Origin of the sequence: Vibrio sp. CDRSL-10 TSBA (genome assembly GCA_039696685.1) — a bacterium.
Classification (GTDB): domain Bacteria; phylum Pseudomonadota; class Gammaproteobacteria; order Enterobacterales; family Vibrionaceae; genus Vibrio.
In genome coordinates, this window is the sequence record CP155566.1 from 1453404 (window position 1) to 1470268 (window position 16865).

Annotated in this window: 14 protein-coding genes, 2 tRNA genes, 2 pseudogenes and 1 riboswitch; of the genes and pseudogenes, 13 read left to right on the forward strand and 5 right to left on the reverse strand. The window is 48.7% G+C overall.

Annotated elements, in window-relative coordinates; all coding sequences use genetic code 11:
* Positions 1 to 49: 49 nt before the first annotated feature.
* The gene (locus ABDK09_14200; protein XAW90527.1) at positions 50 to 268 is read right to left on the reverse strand and encodes a hypothetical protein; all 219 of its coding nucleotides are present in this window, start codon (positions 266 to 268) and stop codon (positions 50 to 52) included.
* Between the two features lie 352 nt (positions 269 to 620).
* Here ABDK09_14200 and ABDK09_14205 point away from each other — a divergent pair.
* From ABDK09_14205 to ABDK09_14225, 5 genes and pseudogenes are all read left to right on the forward strand, one after another.
* A pseudogene (locus ABDK09_14205) lies at positions 621 to 2247 on the forward strand (sensor histidine kinase).
* Positions 2244 to 2927, forward strand: coding sequence for a response regulator (locus ABDK09_14210; protein ID XAW90528.1), 684 nt, complete (start codon positions 2244 to 2246; stop codon positions 2925 to 2927). The pseudogene ABDK09_14205 and the gene ABDK09_14210 overlap by 4 nt, the downstream one beginning before the upstream one ends.
* A 187-nt stretch (positions 2928 to 3114) precedes the next feature.
* The gene (locus ABDK09_14215; GenBank protein ID XAW90745.1) at positions 3115 to 3810 is read left to right on the forward strand and encodes a transporter substrate-binding domain-containing protein; all 696 of its coding nucleotides are present in this window, start codon (positions 3115 to 3117) and stop codon (positions 3808 to 3810) included.
* Between the two features lie 23 nt (positions 3811 to 3833).
* Positions 3834 to 4808, forward strand: coding sequence for a chemotaxis protein (locus ABDK09_14220; protein XAW90529.1), 975 nt, complete (start codon positions 3834 to 3836; stop codon positions 4806 to 4808).
* Positions 4809 to 5260: 452 nt separating this feature from the next.
* Positions 5261 to 5947, forward strand: coding sequence for a DUF2726 domain-containing protein (locus ABDK09_14225; protein XAW90530.1), 687 nt, complete (start codon positions 5261 to 5263; stop codon positions 5945 to 5947).
* On the opposite strand, the gene ABDK09_14230 is transcribed toward ABDK09_14225, so the two are convergent.
* On the reverse strand, positions 5939 to 6994 hold the full coding sequence (locus tag ABDK09_14230; GenBank protein ID XAW90531.1) for a GGDEF domain-containing protein: 1056 nt from the start codon (positions 6992 to 6994) through the stop codon (positions 5939 to 5941). The two genes, ABDK09_14225 and ABDK09_14230, sit on opposite strands and share 9 nt — an antisense overlap.
* A gap of 278 nt (positions 6995 to 7272) precedes the next feature.
* Between ABDK09_14230 and ABDK09_14235 the strand changes: the two genes are divergently transcribed.
* The 8 genes from ABDK09_14235 (at position 7273) to ABDK09_14270 (ending at position 13964) form a co-directional block, all read left to right on the forward strand.
* Positions 7273 to 7349: transfer RNA gene (locus ABDK09_14235), tRNA-Val, on the forward strand.
* Between the two features lie 37 nt (positions 7350 to 7386).
* Positions 7387 to 7463: transfer RNA gene (locus tag ABDK09_14240), tRNA-Val, on the forward strand.
* Between the two features lie 542 nt (positions 7464 to 8005).
* On the forward strand, positions 8006 to 8623 hold the full coding sequence (locus ABDK09_14245) for a tripartite tricarboxylate transporter substrate-binding protein (GenBank protein XAW90532.1): 618 nt from the start codon (positions 8006 to 8008) through the stop codon (positions 8621 to 8623).
* Complete coding sequence (locus ABDK09_14250; GenBank protein ID XAW90533.1) at positions 8595 to 8990, forward strand: tripartite tricarboxylate transporter substrate-binding protein; 396 nt, start codon at positions 8595 to 8597, stop codon at positions 8988 to 8990. The genes ABDK09_14245 and ABDK09_14250 overlap by 29 nt, the downstream gene beginning before the upstream one ends.
* A gap of 100 nt (positions 8991 to 9090) precedes the next feature.
* Positions 9091 to 9585 (forward strand): tripartite tricarboxylate transporter TctB family protein, encoded by a 495-nt coding sequence (locus tag ABDK09_14255; GenBank protein ID XAW90534.1) that lies wholly within the window; start codon positions 9091 to 9093, stop codon positions 9583 to 9585.
* A gap of 11 nt (positions 9586 to 9596) precedes the next feature.
* Positions 9597 to 11099, forward strand: a complete 1503-nt coding sequence (locus ABDK09_14260) for a tripartite tricarboxylate transporter permease (protein ID XAW90535.1) — start codon at positions 9597 to 9599, stop codon at positions 11097 to 11099.
* Positions 11100 to 11663: 564 nt separating this feature from the next.
* Positions 11664 to 13031, forward strand: coding sequence for a sensor histidine kinase (locus ABDK09_14265; GenBank protein XAW90536.1), 1368 nt, complete (start codon positions 11664 to 11666; stop codon positions 13029 to 13031).
* Positions 13032 to 13277: 246 nt separating this feature from the next.
* Positions 13278 to 13964: a response regulator gene (locus ABDK09_14270; GenBank protein ID XAW90537.1), complete on the forward strand. Its 687-nt coding sequence runs from the start codon at positions 13278 to 13280 to the stop codon at positions 13962 to 13964.
* Positions 13965 to 14022: 58 nt separating this feature from the next.
* Here the strand turns inward: ABDK09_14270 and ABDK09_14275 are convergent, their stop codons facing one another.
* The 3 genes and pseudogenes from ABDK09_14275 to ABDK09_14285 form a co-directional block, all read right to left on the reverse strand.
* Entirely contained in the window at positions 14023 to 14952 is a 930-nt protein-coding gene (locus ABDK09_14275; GenBank protein ID XAW90746.1) for an ABC transporter substrate-binding protein, read from the reverse strand.
* A 32-nt stretch (positions 14953 to 14984) separates the two neighbouring features.
* Positions 14985 to 15773, reverse strand: a complete 789-nt coding sequence (locus ABDK09_14280; GenBank protein ID XAW90538.1) for an ABC transporter permease — start codon at positions 15771 to 15773, stop codon at positions 14985 to 14987.
* Positions 15766 to 16513 (reverse strand): annotated as a pseudogene (locus tag ABDK09_14285) (ABC transporter ATP-binding protein). The gene ABDK09_14280 and the pseudogene ABDK09_14285 overlap by 8 nt, the downstream one beginning before the upstream one ends.
* A 230-nt stretch (positions 16514 to 16743) precedes the next feature.
* Positions 16744 to 16841: riboswitch (TPP riboswitch) on the reverse strand.
* Positions 16842 to 16865: the final 24 nt, after the last annotated feature.

Genomic DNA, 16865 nt, shown 5'->3' on the forward strand with positions numbered 1-16865 from the left:
GAGCCCCGAAGTTGCTAAGGAGCTCAGTTCAGTTTCGGCTTGTAGCGGCTTATCGTCCGGGACAGTGAAAGTCGGCGCGCCACACCATCTCTTCTGTGCTTTGAATGGTATCGAGCAGATCTTGTCCTGTCATTTGTGGTATCGACAGCACGACTTGCAGATCATCCTGTTGCTCTGGCCCGTAAGCACGAACATGAGTAAAGGTTGACTGCAGGTGCTCGGTCAGCATTTGTTGCGACAAACATATTCCAAACGCATCTCTTTCCATGGTGAGTATCCTTCTTACGATAGTAGCGCAAGCGACAAACCAGGATTGAATTGATGATTATGTTGGTCTTGCCTGCAACGTTTCTGCCCTCACTGCCCAATCAGTATATGACCGAATGAACTGTTACAGGCTAAAAAAACCTAAATTGGATGTGATCTGTGCCATGTTTTTCTGCTGCAAAAAAATCCTGTTGTTGGTGATTTTTTACTCAATTTAACTGTGGTGAGTCAGAAAAAAAATTTGTCACCAAAATGAGTAAGTTGCGAACACACGCAGTGTTCACAGTTTCTCGAACCCGCTTTTCGCACCTTTGTTAAATTAGTGTTAGTTTTGGGCGTACAGGGAGATATTCATGACGTGGAACGATATCAGCTTTCGCAAACGTATGCTGATCATAATGACATTATCTGGTTTGATTGAGTTGTTGGTTTTGGTCGCCGCCGGCTTTGCCTACATCAAACATTCTCAGGAAGAAGAGATGGGGCACAAGGCTCTCGGCGTGGCGTCGTTTCTGGCCCGCTCGTCGGTGGTGATCGATGTGATTCAACGGGGTGATGACTCTGATGAGATCCAGCAACGTTTTCGCGATTTAACCCAACTGATCGGCGCCACTTTCATCGTGATTGGTGATGATAAAGGGATGCGGATTGTTCATCCGGTTGATGCGAGAATCGGTAAGCCGATGGTCGGCGGTGATAATGAGCGCGCTCTGTTGGGCGGTGAAGAGTACATCTCGTTTGCTCAGGGGTCACTGGGGAAGTCCGTGCGCGGTAAAGCCGCGGTGGTTGACGGCAACGGCCAGGTTATCGGCGTTGTCTCGGTGGGGTATCTGCTCGCTCGTTTACAAGACAGAATCGAACCATTTCTGACGTACCTTATCGTGATCACCTTTTTGGTGTTAATTGCCAATGGCATTGTCTCAAGTTACGTGTCACGGCGTTTCCAAAAGGCGATTTTGGGCTTTGAACCGGAAGAGATTGGTCGACTGTATGTCGAGCTTGATGTCACGATGAGTACCATCAAAGAAGGTATTCTCAGTATTGATGATAAAGGCGTCCTGCGTTCAATTAATAAAAGCGCCTGTGAAATCCTCGGTATTGATCGCGATAAGGCGATTAACCGTTTACTGACCGATTCACTGCCTAACAGCGATTTGTATAAAGTCCTGGAAACCGGCGAGATTGATCATGATATCGAGCTCTATCTTAACAAGCAGCGTTTGATCGCCAACCGCAGCCCGATCGTTGTTGAAGGTAAAGTGGTCGGTGCGGTATCCAGTTTCCGTTTGCGCGGCGAAATTAACGAACTGACCGAGCAGTTATCGCAGACCAGAGAGTATGCAGAAATGTTGCGCTCTCAAACTCATGAACATCGCAATAAACTCAATACCATCAGCGGACTCGTGCAAATGGGTGAACTGGAGGCGGTCCAGCAGTTGATTGGCCAGGAAACCGCCCACTACCAGAGTTTGATCGAATTTCTGCGTGAAACGGTCAAAGACCCGCTGATCGCCGGTATGCTGCTGGGTAAGACAGAGCGAGCACGTGAAATTGGCCTGGAGCTTAATGTCGATGATGGCTCGCATCTGGCCTGTTTACCGGGCCATATCAATGCGGAAGACATTGTCACTATTCTGGGTAACCTGATAGACAATGCCTTTGATGCGACACTGACTGCGATACGCCAATCAGAGCGTTTTCCTCAGGAGAGGCGTGTTATCGATGTGTCGATCAGTGACTACGGCAATGAAATTATTCTTGAGGTCGAAGATCAGGGCTGTGGCTTACCTCAGGAAACTGAGCCAGGAGATGTTGCTGCAGAAAGGGGTCTCCAGTAAAGCGAAGCACAATCGCGGGGTTGGATTATTTCTGGTTAAACAGTTATCCGATCGCTATCAAGGACAGTTAGAGATGTATAGTAATCATAAGGAATTTGGAACACGTATGACGGTTTATCTGCCCAAGGAAGAGCTGCTATGACGACCCGGGTACTGATCATTGAAGATGATGTGGCGATTGCCCAGTTACACCATAAATATCTCAATCAGATGGGCGGCTTCGACGTTGTCGGGATTGCGACGTCACAGGCGGAAGCCGAAATGCAACTGGAGGTACTGCAGCCGGATTTGGTGTTACTTGATGTCTATCTGCCCGATGGCACTGGTCTGGATATACTGCAATGGGTACGCAGTCGCAATGCCTGCTGTGATGTGATCCTGATTACCGCCGCGCGTGATGTGGAAACTCTGCAACAGGCGATGCGCGGTGGTGTGGTTGATTATCTGCTCAAACCCGTAATGTTTCCCCGTTTGGAAGCGGCGTTGAAGAAGTACCTGGCACGTCAGGTTGAGTTAGGAAAAGTCGCCGATTTGGATCAGGGGCTGGTGGATAAAATGCTCACTTCTTCCTCTCAGCAGGACACATCCGCATCGCGCTTGCCTAAGGGGATCGATGGTGTGACGTTGGATAAAATTCGTCATCTGTTCAATGCATCTGTCAGCCTGACCGCTGATGAAGCCGGTGAGAAAATAGGTGCCAGCCGCACCACAGCAAGACGTTATCTTGAGTATTTGATTGGTTCGGGAGAGCTGGAAGCAGATGTCCGTTATGGTTCTGTGGGGCGTCCTGAGCGCAGTTATAAGAAAGTCACCCGAATATGAGGTCAAACGGGCAGCCAATCATGACGGAGTAGAATTTTTGCGACCTTGCTCTCGTCGAACTCCATCTGACTCATCTAGCGTTAAAGTTCAGTTAAGTCGCAAGGTCGTCAGAATGAAAATAGCGAAACTGTTAGCAAGGTCGGCTGTTTTGTGGGCATTATCCTGGACTGTGTCATCAGCCACGGAGATGAGTGAGCTGACCTTCTACACCGAAGAATACCCGCCTTATAATTTTGAAAATAACGGCCAGATTACCGGTATCGCGGTAGAGCTGTTGTTGCAGGCCAGCGAGCAGGTCGGCGGCCAGATTACAAACTCACAGATTATTATGCAGCCGTGGCCGAGGGCTTATCGGTCAGCCCTGCTTAAACCCGACTCGGTGCTGTTTTCTGCCACCCGGACTCAACATCGTGAAGCCTTGTTTAATTGGGTGGGGCCGATAGGAGATATCCGGGTGTCCGTGTTGGCCCGCAGTGATACAAAGATAAAAATTGACCAGCCCATTGACCTGGCGAAATACCGTATCGGTGTTATCCGGGATGATGTTGGTGAACAGTTACTATTGCAACTTGGTATACCTCGTGAGTTGATGCAGGAAGCAGCCAATGTCGGCGTGCTGACCGAATTGCTGCTCAAAAACCGCATTGATCTGATTGCATATAATGAACAGGCGACGCACTGGTGGGCTATCCGGGCAGGCTACCAGGCTGAAGATTTCGCGACCATTTATGTTTTGCAGCAAGGTTTACTCTATTTTGCCTTTAATAAAGGGGTCGATCAGCAGTTGTTGAATGACTTACAAAAAGGGATTGATATAATTAGGGATACTTCCGGTAAAGATGGCGTGAACTTATATCAGGCCATTTTAAACAAATACCGATAACTGGCCTAAATGATGTGACCAATATGAGTAACCCCAGCAGTAATATTCTTCTAGAAAGCGGTACCAACGAATTAGAAATCATTGAATTTCATCTCGAAAAACAACTAGCAAATGGCGAAACTAAAACCTGTTATTACGGTATCAATGTAGCCAAAGTCCGAGAGGTCATCCGTGTACCGGAAACCACAGACTATCCCAATGCTCAGCCTCATATGATTGGTGTGTTCTCCTCACGCGATATTTTGACACCATTAGTGGATCTGGCCGGTTGGCTCGGTGTACCGACCGGCTCGGTAAACAGCAACAAATATGTGATTGTGACGGACTTTAACCGCATGACCAATGGCTTCCTGATTGACAGCATCAGTCGCATTCATCGTATTTCCTGGAATGATGTCGAATCTCCGAGTCAGTTTCTGGAGTCAGGTGAGCAGGACTGTGTGGTTGCTGTGGTGCGTAAAGAAGGCAAGCTGATCATGATCCTTGATTTCGAGAAGATTATTGCTGACATCAATCCGGAACTGAGTATGGAGAAATATGATGTGACGGTAGACCGCTCGGTCAACCTGAATCAGACCATGGTCAGTAAGCGCAATGCGAAAACAGTAATGGTGGTCGACGATTCAGCGTTCATCCGCAGTCTGATTCAAGATACGTTAAGTACCGCCGGCTATAACGTGATTGCCAGCAAAGATGGTGGTGAAGCGCATGAGAAATTGATGGACGTCGAGCGTATCGCAAAAGAAGAAAATCTGGCGGTCAGTGAGCTCATCGATGCCATTGTATCTGATGTGGAAATGCCGCGTATGGATGGCATGCATTTACTCAAGCGATTACGTGATACCGAAGCGTACCGTAACACGCCCATCGTGATGTTCTCGTCCCTGATGAGTGACGACAACCGCACTAAAGCTTTGGCACTCGGAGCCAATGACACCATTACCAAACCACAAATCGGCAAGCTGGTGTCCTTAATGGACGGTTTAATCTTCAGTTAAGTCTTGCGACCTGAGTTAAAGCGCAAGCGGCGTTGTCATGCATTGTGAAAGCCATGACGGAGCGCAGCTAAGCTTGTAGCACTTTATTAGTGATTGGGGCCCGCATTTGCGGGTCTTCTTATTTGTTTAGCTGCTTCACAATAGTTTGGCTGCTTCACAATAGCTTGGCTGCTCCTCAATAGTTTTGCTGCCTCACAATAGTTTGGCTGCTCCTCAATAGTTTTGCTGCCTCACAATAGCTTTGTGGCTTCGTGATAGTTTCTAGGAACTCCGTTGCGTTTTTACACATTGTGCAAAATCGGATAAATCTGCTGGCCTTTGGCTAAAACATCAGTTATCAATGAAAGAGTTAGCTTCCGAATCTAACGGTAGTTGCAGCGAATTCGGGACAGGTATTTCATCGTTCAGGCTTTGGGGTCAGTGCTTGAATTTATAGCGGTTAAAGGAACGTCATGACTAACATCTTCATCATTGTGGCACTGCTGGTGGTCTTTTTTGTGGTGATTCAAAAGTATGTGATTCGCCACGATGACAGCAAAAGTTACGCTTATCGTCGTAAAGGGCCGGTTTTGACTAGCGCAGAAAGCACGTTTTATCACGCGTTAACCGCTGCGGTAGGAGAGCATGGGATTGTGCTGACCAAAGTCAGTATGGCCCAGGTGGTTACCCCGTCAAAAGGTCTGAATAAGAAGCAGTGGTTTATCGCCAATAACCGGGTGGCCCGCAGCCAGTTTAATTTCTTAGTGTGTGATGCCAGAACACTTGAGCCGCGTGTGGTCGTGGAACTTGATGATGGCAAGGAGCTGACCAAGTTTAAGGTTGAACGAGAAAACTTGCTGATGCAGGTATGTAAGACGGCAAATATACCTTTGATCGGTGCCAACATCCGTTACAGCTATCAGGTGGGTAAACTGCGCCGGTTACTCGCCGCACATATAGATTTGATCGAAACTGACAAAGAAGTTCGTTTTTGTAAACGTTGTGGCAGCCCGATGAACATCAAAGTGGCCAGTCAGGGCGAGTTTAAAGGTCGTCGGTTTTTTACCTGCAGCCGTCAGCCACACTGTACTTATACCGAAAATTACAATGTGGTATTTGAGCTCGATGATGACGGTGAAGAAGCCGAGTCATTAAACTGATTCAGCTTGCGGTTGGCAATCGGGACATTCGACCGTCTGGCAAATACGAACCTGATTGCGTCCGTTATGTTTTGCCTGATAGAGCTCTTTATCCGCCAGCTTGATCAAATCGGTCAGTTTATCTCCGGCCTGATATTCACAAATGCCCACACTTAAGGTTAAGTGAATGGTCTGCTCGCGATAGTGGAATAAATGGGTTCCAACTGCGCTGCGCAGCCGCTCACCAATCATCTCCGCCTGTTCGAGATCGGTATCAAACAGAGTGACACAGAATTCTTCGCCGCCGATACGATACAAATTATCTTCGCCTACCACATTGGCCAGTATTTGGGCGGTTTCTATTAATACCTTGTCACCGGAATCATGTCCGTACTGATCGTTAATCTGTTTAAAGTAGTCTAAATCAATCAGCAGAAGACTAAGCGAATCTTCGCTGCTGCGATGCTTTTCAAAGTGGTTATAAGCCGCTCGCAGTGACAGACGATTATGAGCTCCGGTCAGGGCGTCGCGTGATGCAAGGTAAGTCAAAGAGTTTTCAATATTCTCGCGGTTAAATTCATAGCGATGCGAAACGATCCATACCCCGCAGTAACACAAGACTAAGTTAACCATGGTGGTCGATGCATTTAATGCCGGGACCTGAATCACGTCATCGTAGACACTCATGACCTGGGCAAGCAGGACTACGCCTGACATAAGGCGCCCCTGATTGAGACCAAGCAGGGCATAGAGCACTATCGGGCAGAATATCGTCCACAAATAGAGGCCATCTGCTAAGGGCTGCAGATAGGTGCTGATGCAGACGATAAACATCATTAAGTAAACGTAACATTGGGTGTGGCGATGTTTATGCTTGCGCTGCGCAGCAAGACGGTATACGTACAGTGAGTAAAGAGTAAAACACAGATAGAGCGAAGCGAGAACCGATTCCTGCTTGTTGAAATATAACCAAGAGAAAGCCAGCGCGACTGCGAACAGAAATAGACTCAAACCAGCCAGAACAGAGCTTCGTAGTGTGTGCGAGTGATCAAACAACCGTGAATCCATGTTCTTTTGTCTCAATTGTGCGTTTAGCGACCAATAAAAAACTCATACTACCTCTAAGTAGGTAGCAATCAAGGGTGTTGTTGAATTAAAGTCACAAAAGGAGAGCTGCTTCTGCATAGCGACCACTGTTTTAATGTGATAAAGCTCAATTAACTACATGCTGTTGGGATAAAAAATCAACAAACTGTCTACAGAAAAGCCAATCGATTCAAAAATAAAGAAATTTGACTTGCACGCTTTAAAATCTGTCGTTAATATCCATCTCGTTCTCAGGGAAAGCGTCCGTAGCTCAGCTGGTTAGAGTATCGCCTTGACATGGCGGGGGTCGGTGGTTCGAGTCCACTCGGACGCACCATGAGAAAACACTCAGCAAGTGTCTAAATATGCAGTGTGCGTCCGTAGCTCAGCTGGTTAGAGTATCGCCTTGACATGGCGGGGGTCGGTGGTTCGAGTCCACTCGGACGCACCAAAAATTCTAACAAAACCCGCTTTTTAGCGGGTTTTGTCGTTTCTGGGATTTGAGGTTTTCTCGGTGACGCTTAGTTATCGTTGTTGTTGCTTCATCTGCACTAATACATTTCATGCGCGCGAATGCGCTTCAATTTCTCACCCCAGATGAATTAACGTCAGCATCTTCCCTATGTCGTTTAGCGTTCCAGCACAAGCCTTAGTCGATTTCTACGCTTGAATTATAAGCGCGCCTAATCTTTATTCCTTTGCCAGTGCCCGTCAATTTCGCCCGCAAAATCTGGCGGCAATAATTAACGCCATAAAAACCATAAGCGTCATTGTTTGCCACGCGAATGTTGCCCTTTATCGCAACAAATTACCGAATTGTTAATTAGTATCATCAGGCTTGCAGCAGTTCAGGTTCTTTCTGTGGACTTAGTCGCTGCTTGCCACACTGTCCAACCTATCTGCTCAATAAATGAATAGCGCGGGTGAGATATTGTTACCTGCGTGTTGCTCATGAATGGATTCCCAAATACAAAATAATTAAAGGATAGCGCTATGAGAAAGCTAACGTTTGCTTTTGCACACCTGCTGATTGCTGCCACTACACTGGGTGCAATGTCTTCGGCTTCTGCCAATGATTACCCGCCAAGAACCGTCAATATGGTCGCACCTGCCGGCGCAGGTGGCGGATGGGATTTAACCATTCGTACCGTGGCCAAAACATTGAAAGACGAGAACCTTGTCAGCTCAAATCTGCCGGTTATTAACCGTCCTGGCGGTGGTGGTGCCGTTAACCTGACGTTTATGCAAACTCAAAAAGGCAAGGGCGATTTGATCTCGGTCTATTCACCGCCAATTCTGCTGACTAATCTGACGGGGATGACGCCATACAGTTATAAAGACACCACTCCTTTGGCTCGTTTGATTTCTGATTATGCCGCATTCGTTGTGCCGCAAGATTCGCCTTACACCTCGATTAATCAGGTGATGGATGCTCTGAAGAAAGATCCTAAGTCGATAAAAATTGGTGGTATCTCCACCGCAGGTTCCATGGACCACATTCAGTTCCTGCTGGTGGCGAAGGCCGCAGGCGTTAAAGACCTGAGAGATATCGATTACGTTTCCTTCCAGGATGGTGGCGTCGTTGCTCAGGTTTCTGGGTGGTCACATTGATCTGATTTCGACCGGGTTGGGCGATGTCGCGGGTCTGCTGGAAAGCGGGAAATTGCGGGCACTGGCACAAACCGCTGACAAACGCATTGGTGAGGGAGCGATGGCTAAGATTCCGACCGTGAAAGAGCAGGGCATCGATGTCACGTTTGAAAACTGGCGCGGTCTGTTCGGGCCAAAAGATATGCCAAAAGAGGCGGTGGATTACTGGCGTGATGCGCTGCAGAAAATGACTCAAACAGCCGAGTGGAAAGCAGCGATGAAACGGAATGGCTGGGAAGCTGCGTATCAGGATCAGGCTGAATTTGAGCAATTTCTCTCTACGACCAATGAGCAATACAAAACACTGATCCAAGAAGTGTTCCGATAAAAATTATTACACCAATAGCTGTTGGCTCCAGGTAAGGAGCCAACAGATTGATAAAGGGAAATGCCCTTTATGTTTCAGCTGGAATAAGGACTTCATTGACATGAACAAACAAACACAGCCTGCAAACTGGGACGGACTGACCGGCGTGGTCAGTATTTTGTTTGGTCTGGGCTATGGCGGCTATGCCTATTTGTTACCACGACCAATGTTCGGTAACCCGTGGGAACCCATTTTTATGCCATTGGCGATTGCCGCGCTGACGATTGTGATTGGCATTATGCTGATTATTAATGGCCGTATTGCCCCATCAGTGGCAGCAGTGAAAGAGTTTATTGCTGAGCACGCACAACGTAAGACTCATCGTTATCGGATTGTTTTGAGCTGTGTTGCGGCTTTTGTCTACGCGCTCATTTTTGAGCATGCCGGCTACATGATCAGTACTGGATTATTTATGTTCGCGATGCTGCTTATTACCAGTGGTGTTGGAGCATGGAAACGCTCGTTATTGATCGCGGTACTGTTTTCGACCGGTATCTATTTTATTTTTAGTGAGCTGTTGGCTATTAATCTGCCGACCTCTCTGATGTTTAGCTAAGGAGCCAGGGTATGACGGATATTTTTGCTAACCTTCTGAATGGATTCGGAATTGCTCTGCAGCCATATTATTTAATGTTGATCACTCTGGGCGGGGTAATGGGTACCATCATTGGTATGTTACCCGGCCTTGGCCCCGCAACCGGTGTGGCAGTACTACTACCGATGACTTATGCCATGGGACCGACGGCATCACTGATCACCATGACGGGTATCTACATGGGTGCGATGTTTGGTGGCTCCCGTAGCTCGATTCTGATCAATACTCCGGGAGACGGCGCGGCACTGGCGGCCACGTTTGACGGTTATCCGATGGCGATGAAAGGACGGGCGGAATCTGCGCTGGCGATCTCAGCGATTGCTTCTCTCATCGGAGGTACGATAGCCGCGGTATTAATGACTTTCCTGGCTGAGCCAGTCGCAAATTTTGCGATTCGATTCGGACCTGCTGAGTACTTTATGCTGATGCTGGCAGCGCTTTCGATGACCGTTTCTATGTCGAAAGGCAACATGTTGAAAGGCTTCCTCTCAATGGCAATTGGCTTGGCCATTGCGACCGTAGGCATTGATGCTCAGTCAGGCTTAAGCCGTTTCACCTTTGGTGTGCTTGAACTGCAGACCGGTGTTGATTTCCTGGTGGTGATCATCGGTATCTACGCCTTGGGCGAAGTAATGAAAAGTATGGAAGCGCTGAGTGATGGCAGTAAAAAAGCGCAGACTAAGTTCAAACGGATCTGGATCAGCAAAGATGACTGGCGTCGTTCTAAATGGCCAATTCTGCGCAGTGCACCGGTTGGCTTTATCATTGGCGCGTTGCCAGGCGCGGGCGGCACCATGGCTTCATTGATGTGCTACAACAATGAAAAGCAGCTTTCTCCTCATAAAGAAGAGTTTGGTCACGGTGCGATAGAAGGTCTGGCAGCGCCGGAGTCGGCGAATAACTCAGCTTCTATCGGCGCGATGATCCCTATGCTGTCTTTGGGTATTCCGGGTTCAGGTACAACGGCTGTGATGATGGGGGCACTACTGATGCTGGGTATCCAGCCCGGGCCTTTACTGTTCACCCAGCACCCGGATACCGCCTGGGGCCTGATTGCCAGCCTGTTTATTGCCAACATCATTCTGGCGTTTGTTAACATTCCTCTTGCCGGGATCCTGGTACGTATGCTGGCGATTCCTGCCAACATCCTTTACCCGATTGTACTGGGGCTGGCGTTTGTCGGCTGCTATGCAATCAGCAGTGCGGTCGTCGATTTCTACATTCTGATTGTGCTGGGTGTAATGGGAATGGTGATGCATAAAGTGAATATCCCGACTGCACCTATGATTCTGGCGGTGATTGTGGGCAGTCAGATGGAGCAGTCATTCCGTCAGGCGTTTAGAATCTCCAACCAGGAAATGGGTATTTTCGTTCAGTCCGGTATTGCTCAGGTGCTGTTGGCGGTCACTGTGATCTCAGTGTTGTGGCCATTGCTGAGCAAACTACGTGGCAAATCTGAACTGAAAACAGCATAACAGACCCAGGACATCACGTTGTTTGAGCGGATGTTATTTAGTGATTACCCAAAAGCCAAAGTCATCATCTGATTTTGGCTTTTGTCGTTTTTTTACTTGATGTGAGTGTCTGACTATCCGGTATGAACCTCGTATGGCAGGAAGATGTTTCACATATCAAAGTTTAGTAGTAAATATGTTTCAACCAAATGCCATCCTGTTACCTCCGTGTTATTCTTGCTGGTCTTTGTTGTTGTATCTCTGATGTTGTCTCACCTATGACGATCCGAAGCCAAGCTCCTGTTCAAAAGCCCCACAGCTTGTTATCGAGCCGTGCTGTTTTAGGCTCTATGCCAGTGCGCTGGCGCTTCAGAAATAAAATCTTTCTGTTGTTACTGACCTTATTGCTCATCCAGGCACTGGTGATGGCCTGGGGGTTTTATCAGACGTTATCCTCTTCGGTGGATCACCAGGTCAGAACCCGCGCCCTGATTCAGGCCAGGGAGATTGCCAGCGATCCCGAGCTGATTGCCAGCGTCGGACGCCGGGATAAGCACGCCATCAGAGTGATGGCAGAAACGGTTGATGCGGGACTCAGATGCCAGTTTTATTGTCATTGGAGACCAAAACGGTATTCGTCTGTTTCATCCGGTGGACGACCGGATTGGGCGTGCGATGCAAGGTGGCGATAATGACGGCGCTTTACTGCGTGGTGAGTCTTACACCTCAATTGGGGAAGGGTTTCTTGGCTATGGTGTGCGCGGAAAAGCACCGATCAAGAATGCCAGCGGGCAGATCATCGGTGTCGTTTCAGTGGGGTATCTGCTGACTCGCTTTGATCACTGGCTGAAAGAGTATCTGCAGCCCCTCATTGTGGACATGCTGGTTTTACTGATTTTGGTGTTTGTCTCGGTATGGCTTTTTACCCGCCACATTCAGAAGAAGATGAACAATATGGAGCCGGAGCAGATCGCACTCTCCTGGGAGATTCAGCGTTCCATTCTTAATGCGGTTTATGAAGGTATTATAGCGATAGACCGCCAAGGCCAAATGATGATCGTTAATCCCTCAGCGCAGCAATATTTACCGACAGGCACGGTGAACCTGTATCAGGAGAACATTGCTGATTATCTCGATGACTGTACATGGCTGGAGCAAGCCGAGCTGAATCCGTTGCGCCGTCAGCCAAAAGATGAATTCTATCAGCTTAATGGATTTCAAATTGTCGCTAATCGTGAGCCGGTGATGCATGGCGATGAGCTGGTCGGTTGGGTAATAAGTTTTCGCGAACAGAGCGATATTCATGCGGTGAGTGCCAGCCTGACCCAGATAAAACAGTACAGCGATAATTTGCGCGTATTGCGGCATGAGTTTTCTAACAAACTGACCACCCTGGCCGGGTTGCTAAAAATGGGTAAGACGGATGAAGCATTGCACCTTATCAAAAGTGAAAGCGATGACAAGCAGGCAACCCTGGATTTTATTAAGCAGGCTATTTCAGTTAATCAGGTCGCCGCATTTTTACTGGGCAAAGCCCTGAGAGCAAAAGAGCTGGGGATTACACTGAATTTGGACCCGACTTGTCAGCTCTTAGCGCTGAAAGGGAAACTGGATGAAAATCAGCTATGTACCATTTTAGGTAACTTGATCGATAACGCGCTTGATTCCTGTCGTCTGAGCGGTGTCGCAGCCCCCGAAGTGGGTGTGCTGATCACGGATGCCGGTCAGGATCTGCTCATCGAAATATCAGATAACGGCACAGGATTAAGCGCGCAAGAGAAGCCGGCTATTTTTGCAAGAGGCTCAACCCGCAAAGCGGATGCTGACAATCATGGCATCGGTTTGTATCTGGTTGAACGGCATGTCGAGCAGGCTGGGGGCTTTATCAATATTGATGATGCCATGCCACAGGGGTGTATTTTTTCGGTCTTTATCCCGAATAGCCCGGTTTAACCATAAAATCATCACTATTGCTAAAAGCATAACCATAAACATAACCATAACTATAAACATAGAAACGCCTCGCATTGGATTTGATTCCATTACAGGCGGATTAGCACAATTATCGGCTTTCATTCCGAACCTGGCGCGGACCTTCCTGGCTGCGGACGTACCGCAGTACGGGGCAAAAGGCTCCAGTTTTGATGCGTTTGTGGTCAGGTGTTCGGCCTTAAAGCCGTTTTGTAACGAGGAAGTGAAATGGACAAAATAGACGTTGTTATCATTGAGGATGATCCCAACATTACCCAAATCTATCAGGAGATCATTAAAACCACGACTCGATTTCAGGTCGTCGGGATAGCTGAAACCCTAAAAACCGCTCAAACCATCATTCAGGCTTATCAGCCGCAACTGATTCTGCTCGATAATTATCTGCCGGATGGTTTAGGCATCGATTTATATCGTGATCTGATCAGCCAGAAGAAGAAAAGAAAAATGGATGTGGTGCTGATTACCGCTACCGACGATGTCGAATCGGTGCGTGAAGCGATGCAACTGGGATGTTTTGACTATTTACTCAAGCCGATCTCATTCGACCGTTTTCAGGAAACCTTGCAGCGTTATCTCAACCTCAACAATGCGATGAAAGCGTATGACAATCTCAATCAGAAGCACATTGATGATCTGTTTAATTTGCAGCACCGAAAACAGCAGGTCAATCTGTTGCCGAAAGGGATTGAGCAGGTCACGTTAGACCGTTTTATCAGTCATTTTTCCCGCCATAGCGGGGAAAAGTTTACCGTTGAACATGTCAGCCAGAGCACAGGTGTCAGCAAAACCACCGCGCGCCGTTATCTTGAGTACTGCTCAACTCATGGTTTGATCGTCAGTCAGAATGAGTACGGCAAAGTGGGACGGCCGGAAAGGGTCTATATAAAGTACTAAGTGCTGTAAAGGCAGCCAGTGTTGAGCGGATATATTCAAAACACTGGCTGCAGAGCGGTTATTTAAGTGTCAGCACGTAGTCTGCTGCTGTTGGCAGCTTAGCGATCAGCTTGTGCTGATACAAAAACTCCGCGTATTGATCGTAGCGCTGTAAATCGGCTGCGGCCGGGCGCAGGGCAAAGCGGGTCAGGGTGTCCTGCCAGGCTTTATGATTGAGTTCATTATCCAGTGTATCGGGTGAGTATGCGACGAATTCATGCCAGGCCTGTTCAGGGTGATTGACGATATAAGTGACGGCCTGTTCCAGTGCCTGGTTAAATGCGACGACGGCTTTCTGGTTATAGTGATCGTGATTGGCAACAATCACCAGCTCGTCATAACTGGGTACACCATGTTCCTCCGGGTAAAACGAGATGGCTTTGTAGCCTTCCAGCGCCAGTTGGTTGGTCTCGAAATTACGCAGCCCGCCCCAAATCGCATCCACTTTGCCTGAGGCGAGTGAAGCGGAAAGTGCCCAGCCCACATTAATGATGTTCACATCGGAATAGTTCACTCCTGCGGATTTCAGCATGGTGCCTACATTGGCCTCTTCATTTCCGGCCAAAGCGATACCGATTTTCTTACCTTTCAGGTCTTTTAAATCGGGATTCTGACCGTTATCCAGCATCATCAGAGTGTTGAGCGGTGTTGCTATCAGCGTTGCAGTGCGCACCAGCGGCAGACCTTCAGCCACGTCCATGGTCAGGTTGGGCTGATATGTGATAGCCAAATCGACTTTATTGGCTGCGACCAGTTTAGGTGGAGTGCTCGGGTCTGCCGGCTCCTGGATGTCGACGTCGATGCCATGCTGCTCAAAGTAGCCTTTCTGCTTGGCGATGACGATCGGGCCATGGTTCGGGTTGACAAACCAATCGAGCATCAGGGACAACTTTTCTGCACCGGCAGGGGCGGCAAATGCCGTCAGGCTGAGCAAGCTTAATGAGGTAATCAGGTTTTTAAACACGGGCTATTCCTATACGTTTAAGGTTTCCAGGAGATCCATCGCTTCAGTAGTGCGTCGACGGAAAAATAGAGTGAGAGTGAAATCAGCGATAACACCAGCAGAGCCGCGAACATTTCACTGATCATCATTCGGGCATTGGCTTGTAGCATTAAATAGCCTAATCCTGAGCTGGACCCGACCCATTCGCCGGTGATCGCACCGATGGGGGCGACGACACAGGCGACCCGGATACCAGAGGCTATCGATGGCAACGCATGCGGAATTTGCACCTGAATCAGCGTTTGCCAGCGGGATGCGTTCATGGTTTTGGCCAGATCCAGATAACCCTGCGGGGTGGACGTTAAACCGTCATAGGCACAGGTGGTCATCGGGAAGAAGATAATGATCGCCGCTATCACCACTTTCGAAGCAATGCCGTAACCGAGCCACAACATAAAAATCGGGGCCAGTGCGAATACAGGTATCGCCTGGCTGATGATAAGGACCGGTAATAACCAGCGTTTCACCGGTTGAAACAGCAGCATCTGCAAAGCGAAAAATAAACCGCAGCTTAAACCGAGCAGCAGACCAAACAGTATTTCCTGTAAGGTCACCCAACCATGGGCCAGCAGTACATCGTAGCGTGCCAGCGCTTTGAGGAAGACTTGCTGAGGGCTGGGCATAATAAAGCTCGGCAATTCAAACACAGCGATAGCACCCTGCCACAATGCCAGAATAAACATTACGGTTAACGTCAGTTGGATAAGACGCGCAAGCAGGCGTGGTTGGGCCGCTTCTGAGCGGCTAATGGATGGCTGATTAAGCATGACGGGCTCCCAAACGGGCAAAAATCTGATTGTGTAGTGCTGTGGTTGCCTGGTCATAGTCTCTGGGAGTCGGCGTGGCCGGTAAGTCGAGTGACTCAAGGCGGGCGGCGCTTTTTTCCAGGCTCTTTTCCAGAATAAACAGGCGATCAGCCAGTCGGCAGGCTTCGGCCGGATCGTGGGTGATCAGCACCACAGTTTTCCCAGCCAGCAACTGGTGAGAGAGTTGCTGCAGTTGATGGCGCGTTACCGCATCCAGCGCAGAAAAAGGCTCATCCATCAGAAACGACCGGCTTATCCTGTAATAAGGTTCTGGCCAGGGCAACCCGCTGACGCATACCACCGGAAAGTTGCCGGGGCTTGTGATGAATCGCCGAACTTAATCCCACTGACTCGATCAGATGCTTGGCTTTAGTGATGACTTGCTGGCTGGTTTGCTTTTTCAGACGCGCTGCAAGGCAGACGTTATCCAGTACACTCAGCCACGGCAGCAACAGATCCTGTTGCGCCATATAAGCGATATTATCCGAGAGGCCTGAGCCTGCCTGCGCTTGCAATCCGCCACTGATTTCACATTCGGCTGGCAGCAGTCCGGCGAGATATTTCAGCAGAGTGGTTTTTCCACAACCGCTCTGACCGAGGATGCAATTCCATTGGCCGACACCGAGCTCCAGACTGAGCTGGTTCAGGGTAGGCTGCGGTTGCTGCGCGTAGCGTACAGTTAAATCTTCGATTACAAGCACAGGGGATGAATTATGCACGCTGATTCCCTTGTTCAACCGTAGGGAAACACAGTTCGAGGTGAGCAAAGCTCACAGCACTGTTCGGGTGACTAACGGGAATGATATTGAGTCGTGCAGAGACTGACTGGATTGGGTTCATCACTGTTCCTTGCTGGGCGTTGTGCGCAGGAACAGTCTGGTGCAGGAATACGGACAGCGTATCACTTCACAAGATAATCAATCGATGGAGCCATGCGATTGGATTAGTTCCCTACGCCAGTATTAACTGAATCAGGTTCAACGGGTCTCGCTTTGCGATCTCAGCCAAATGGCCCCCCGACTAACGAGCGCAGCATAGCAATGAATGAATCGG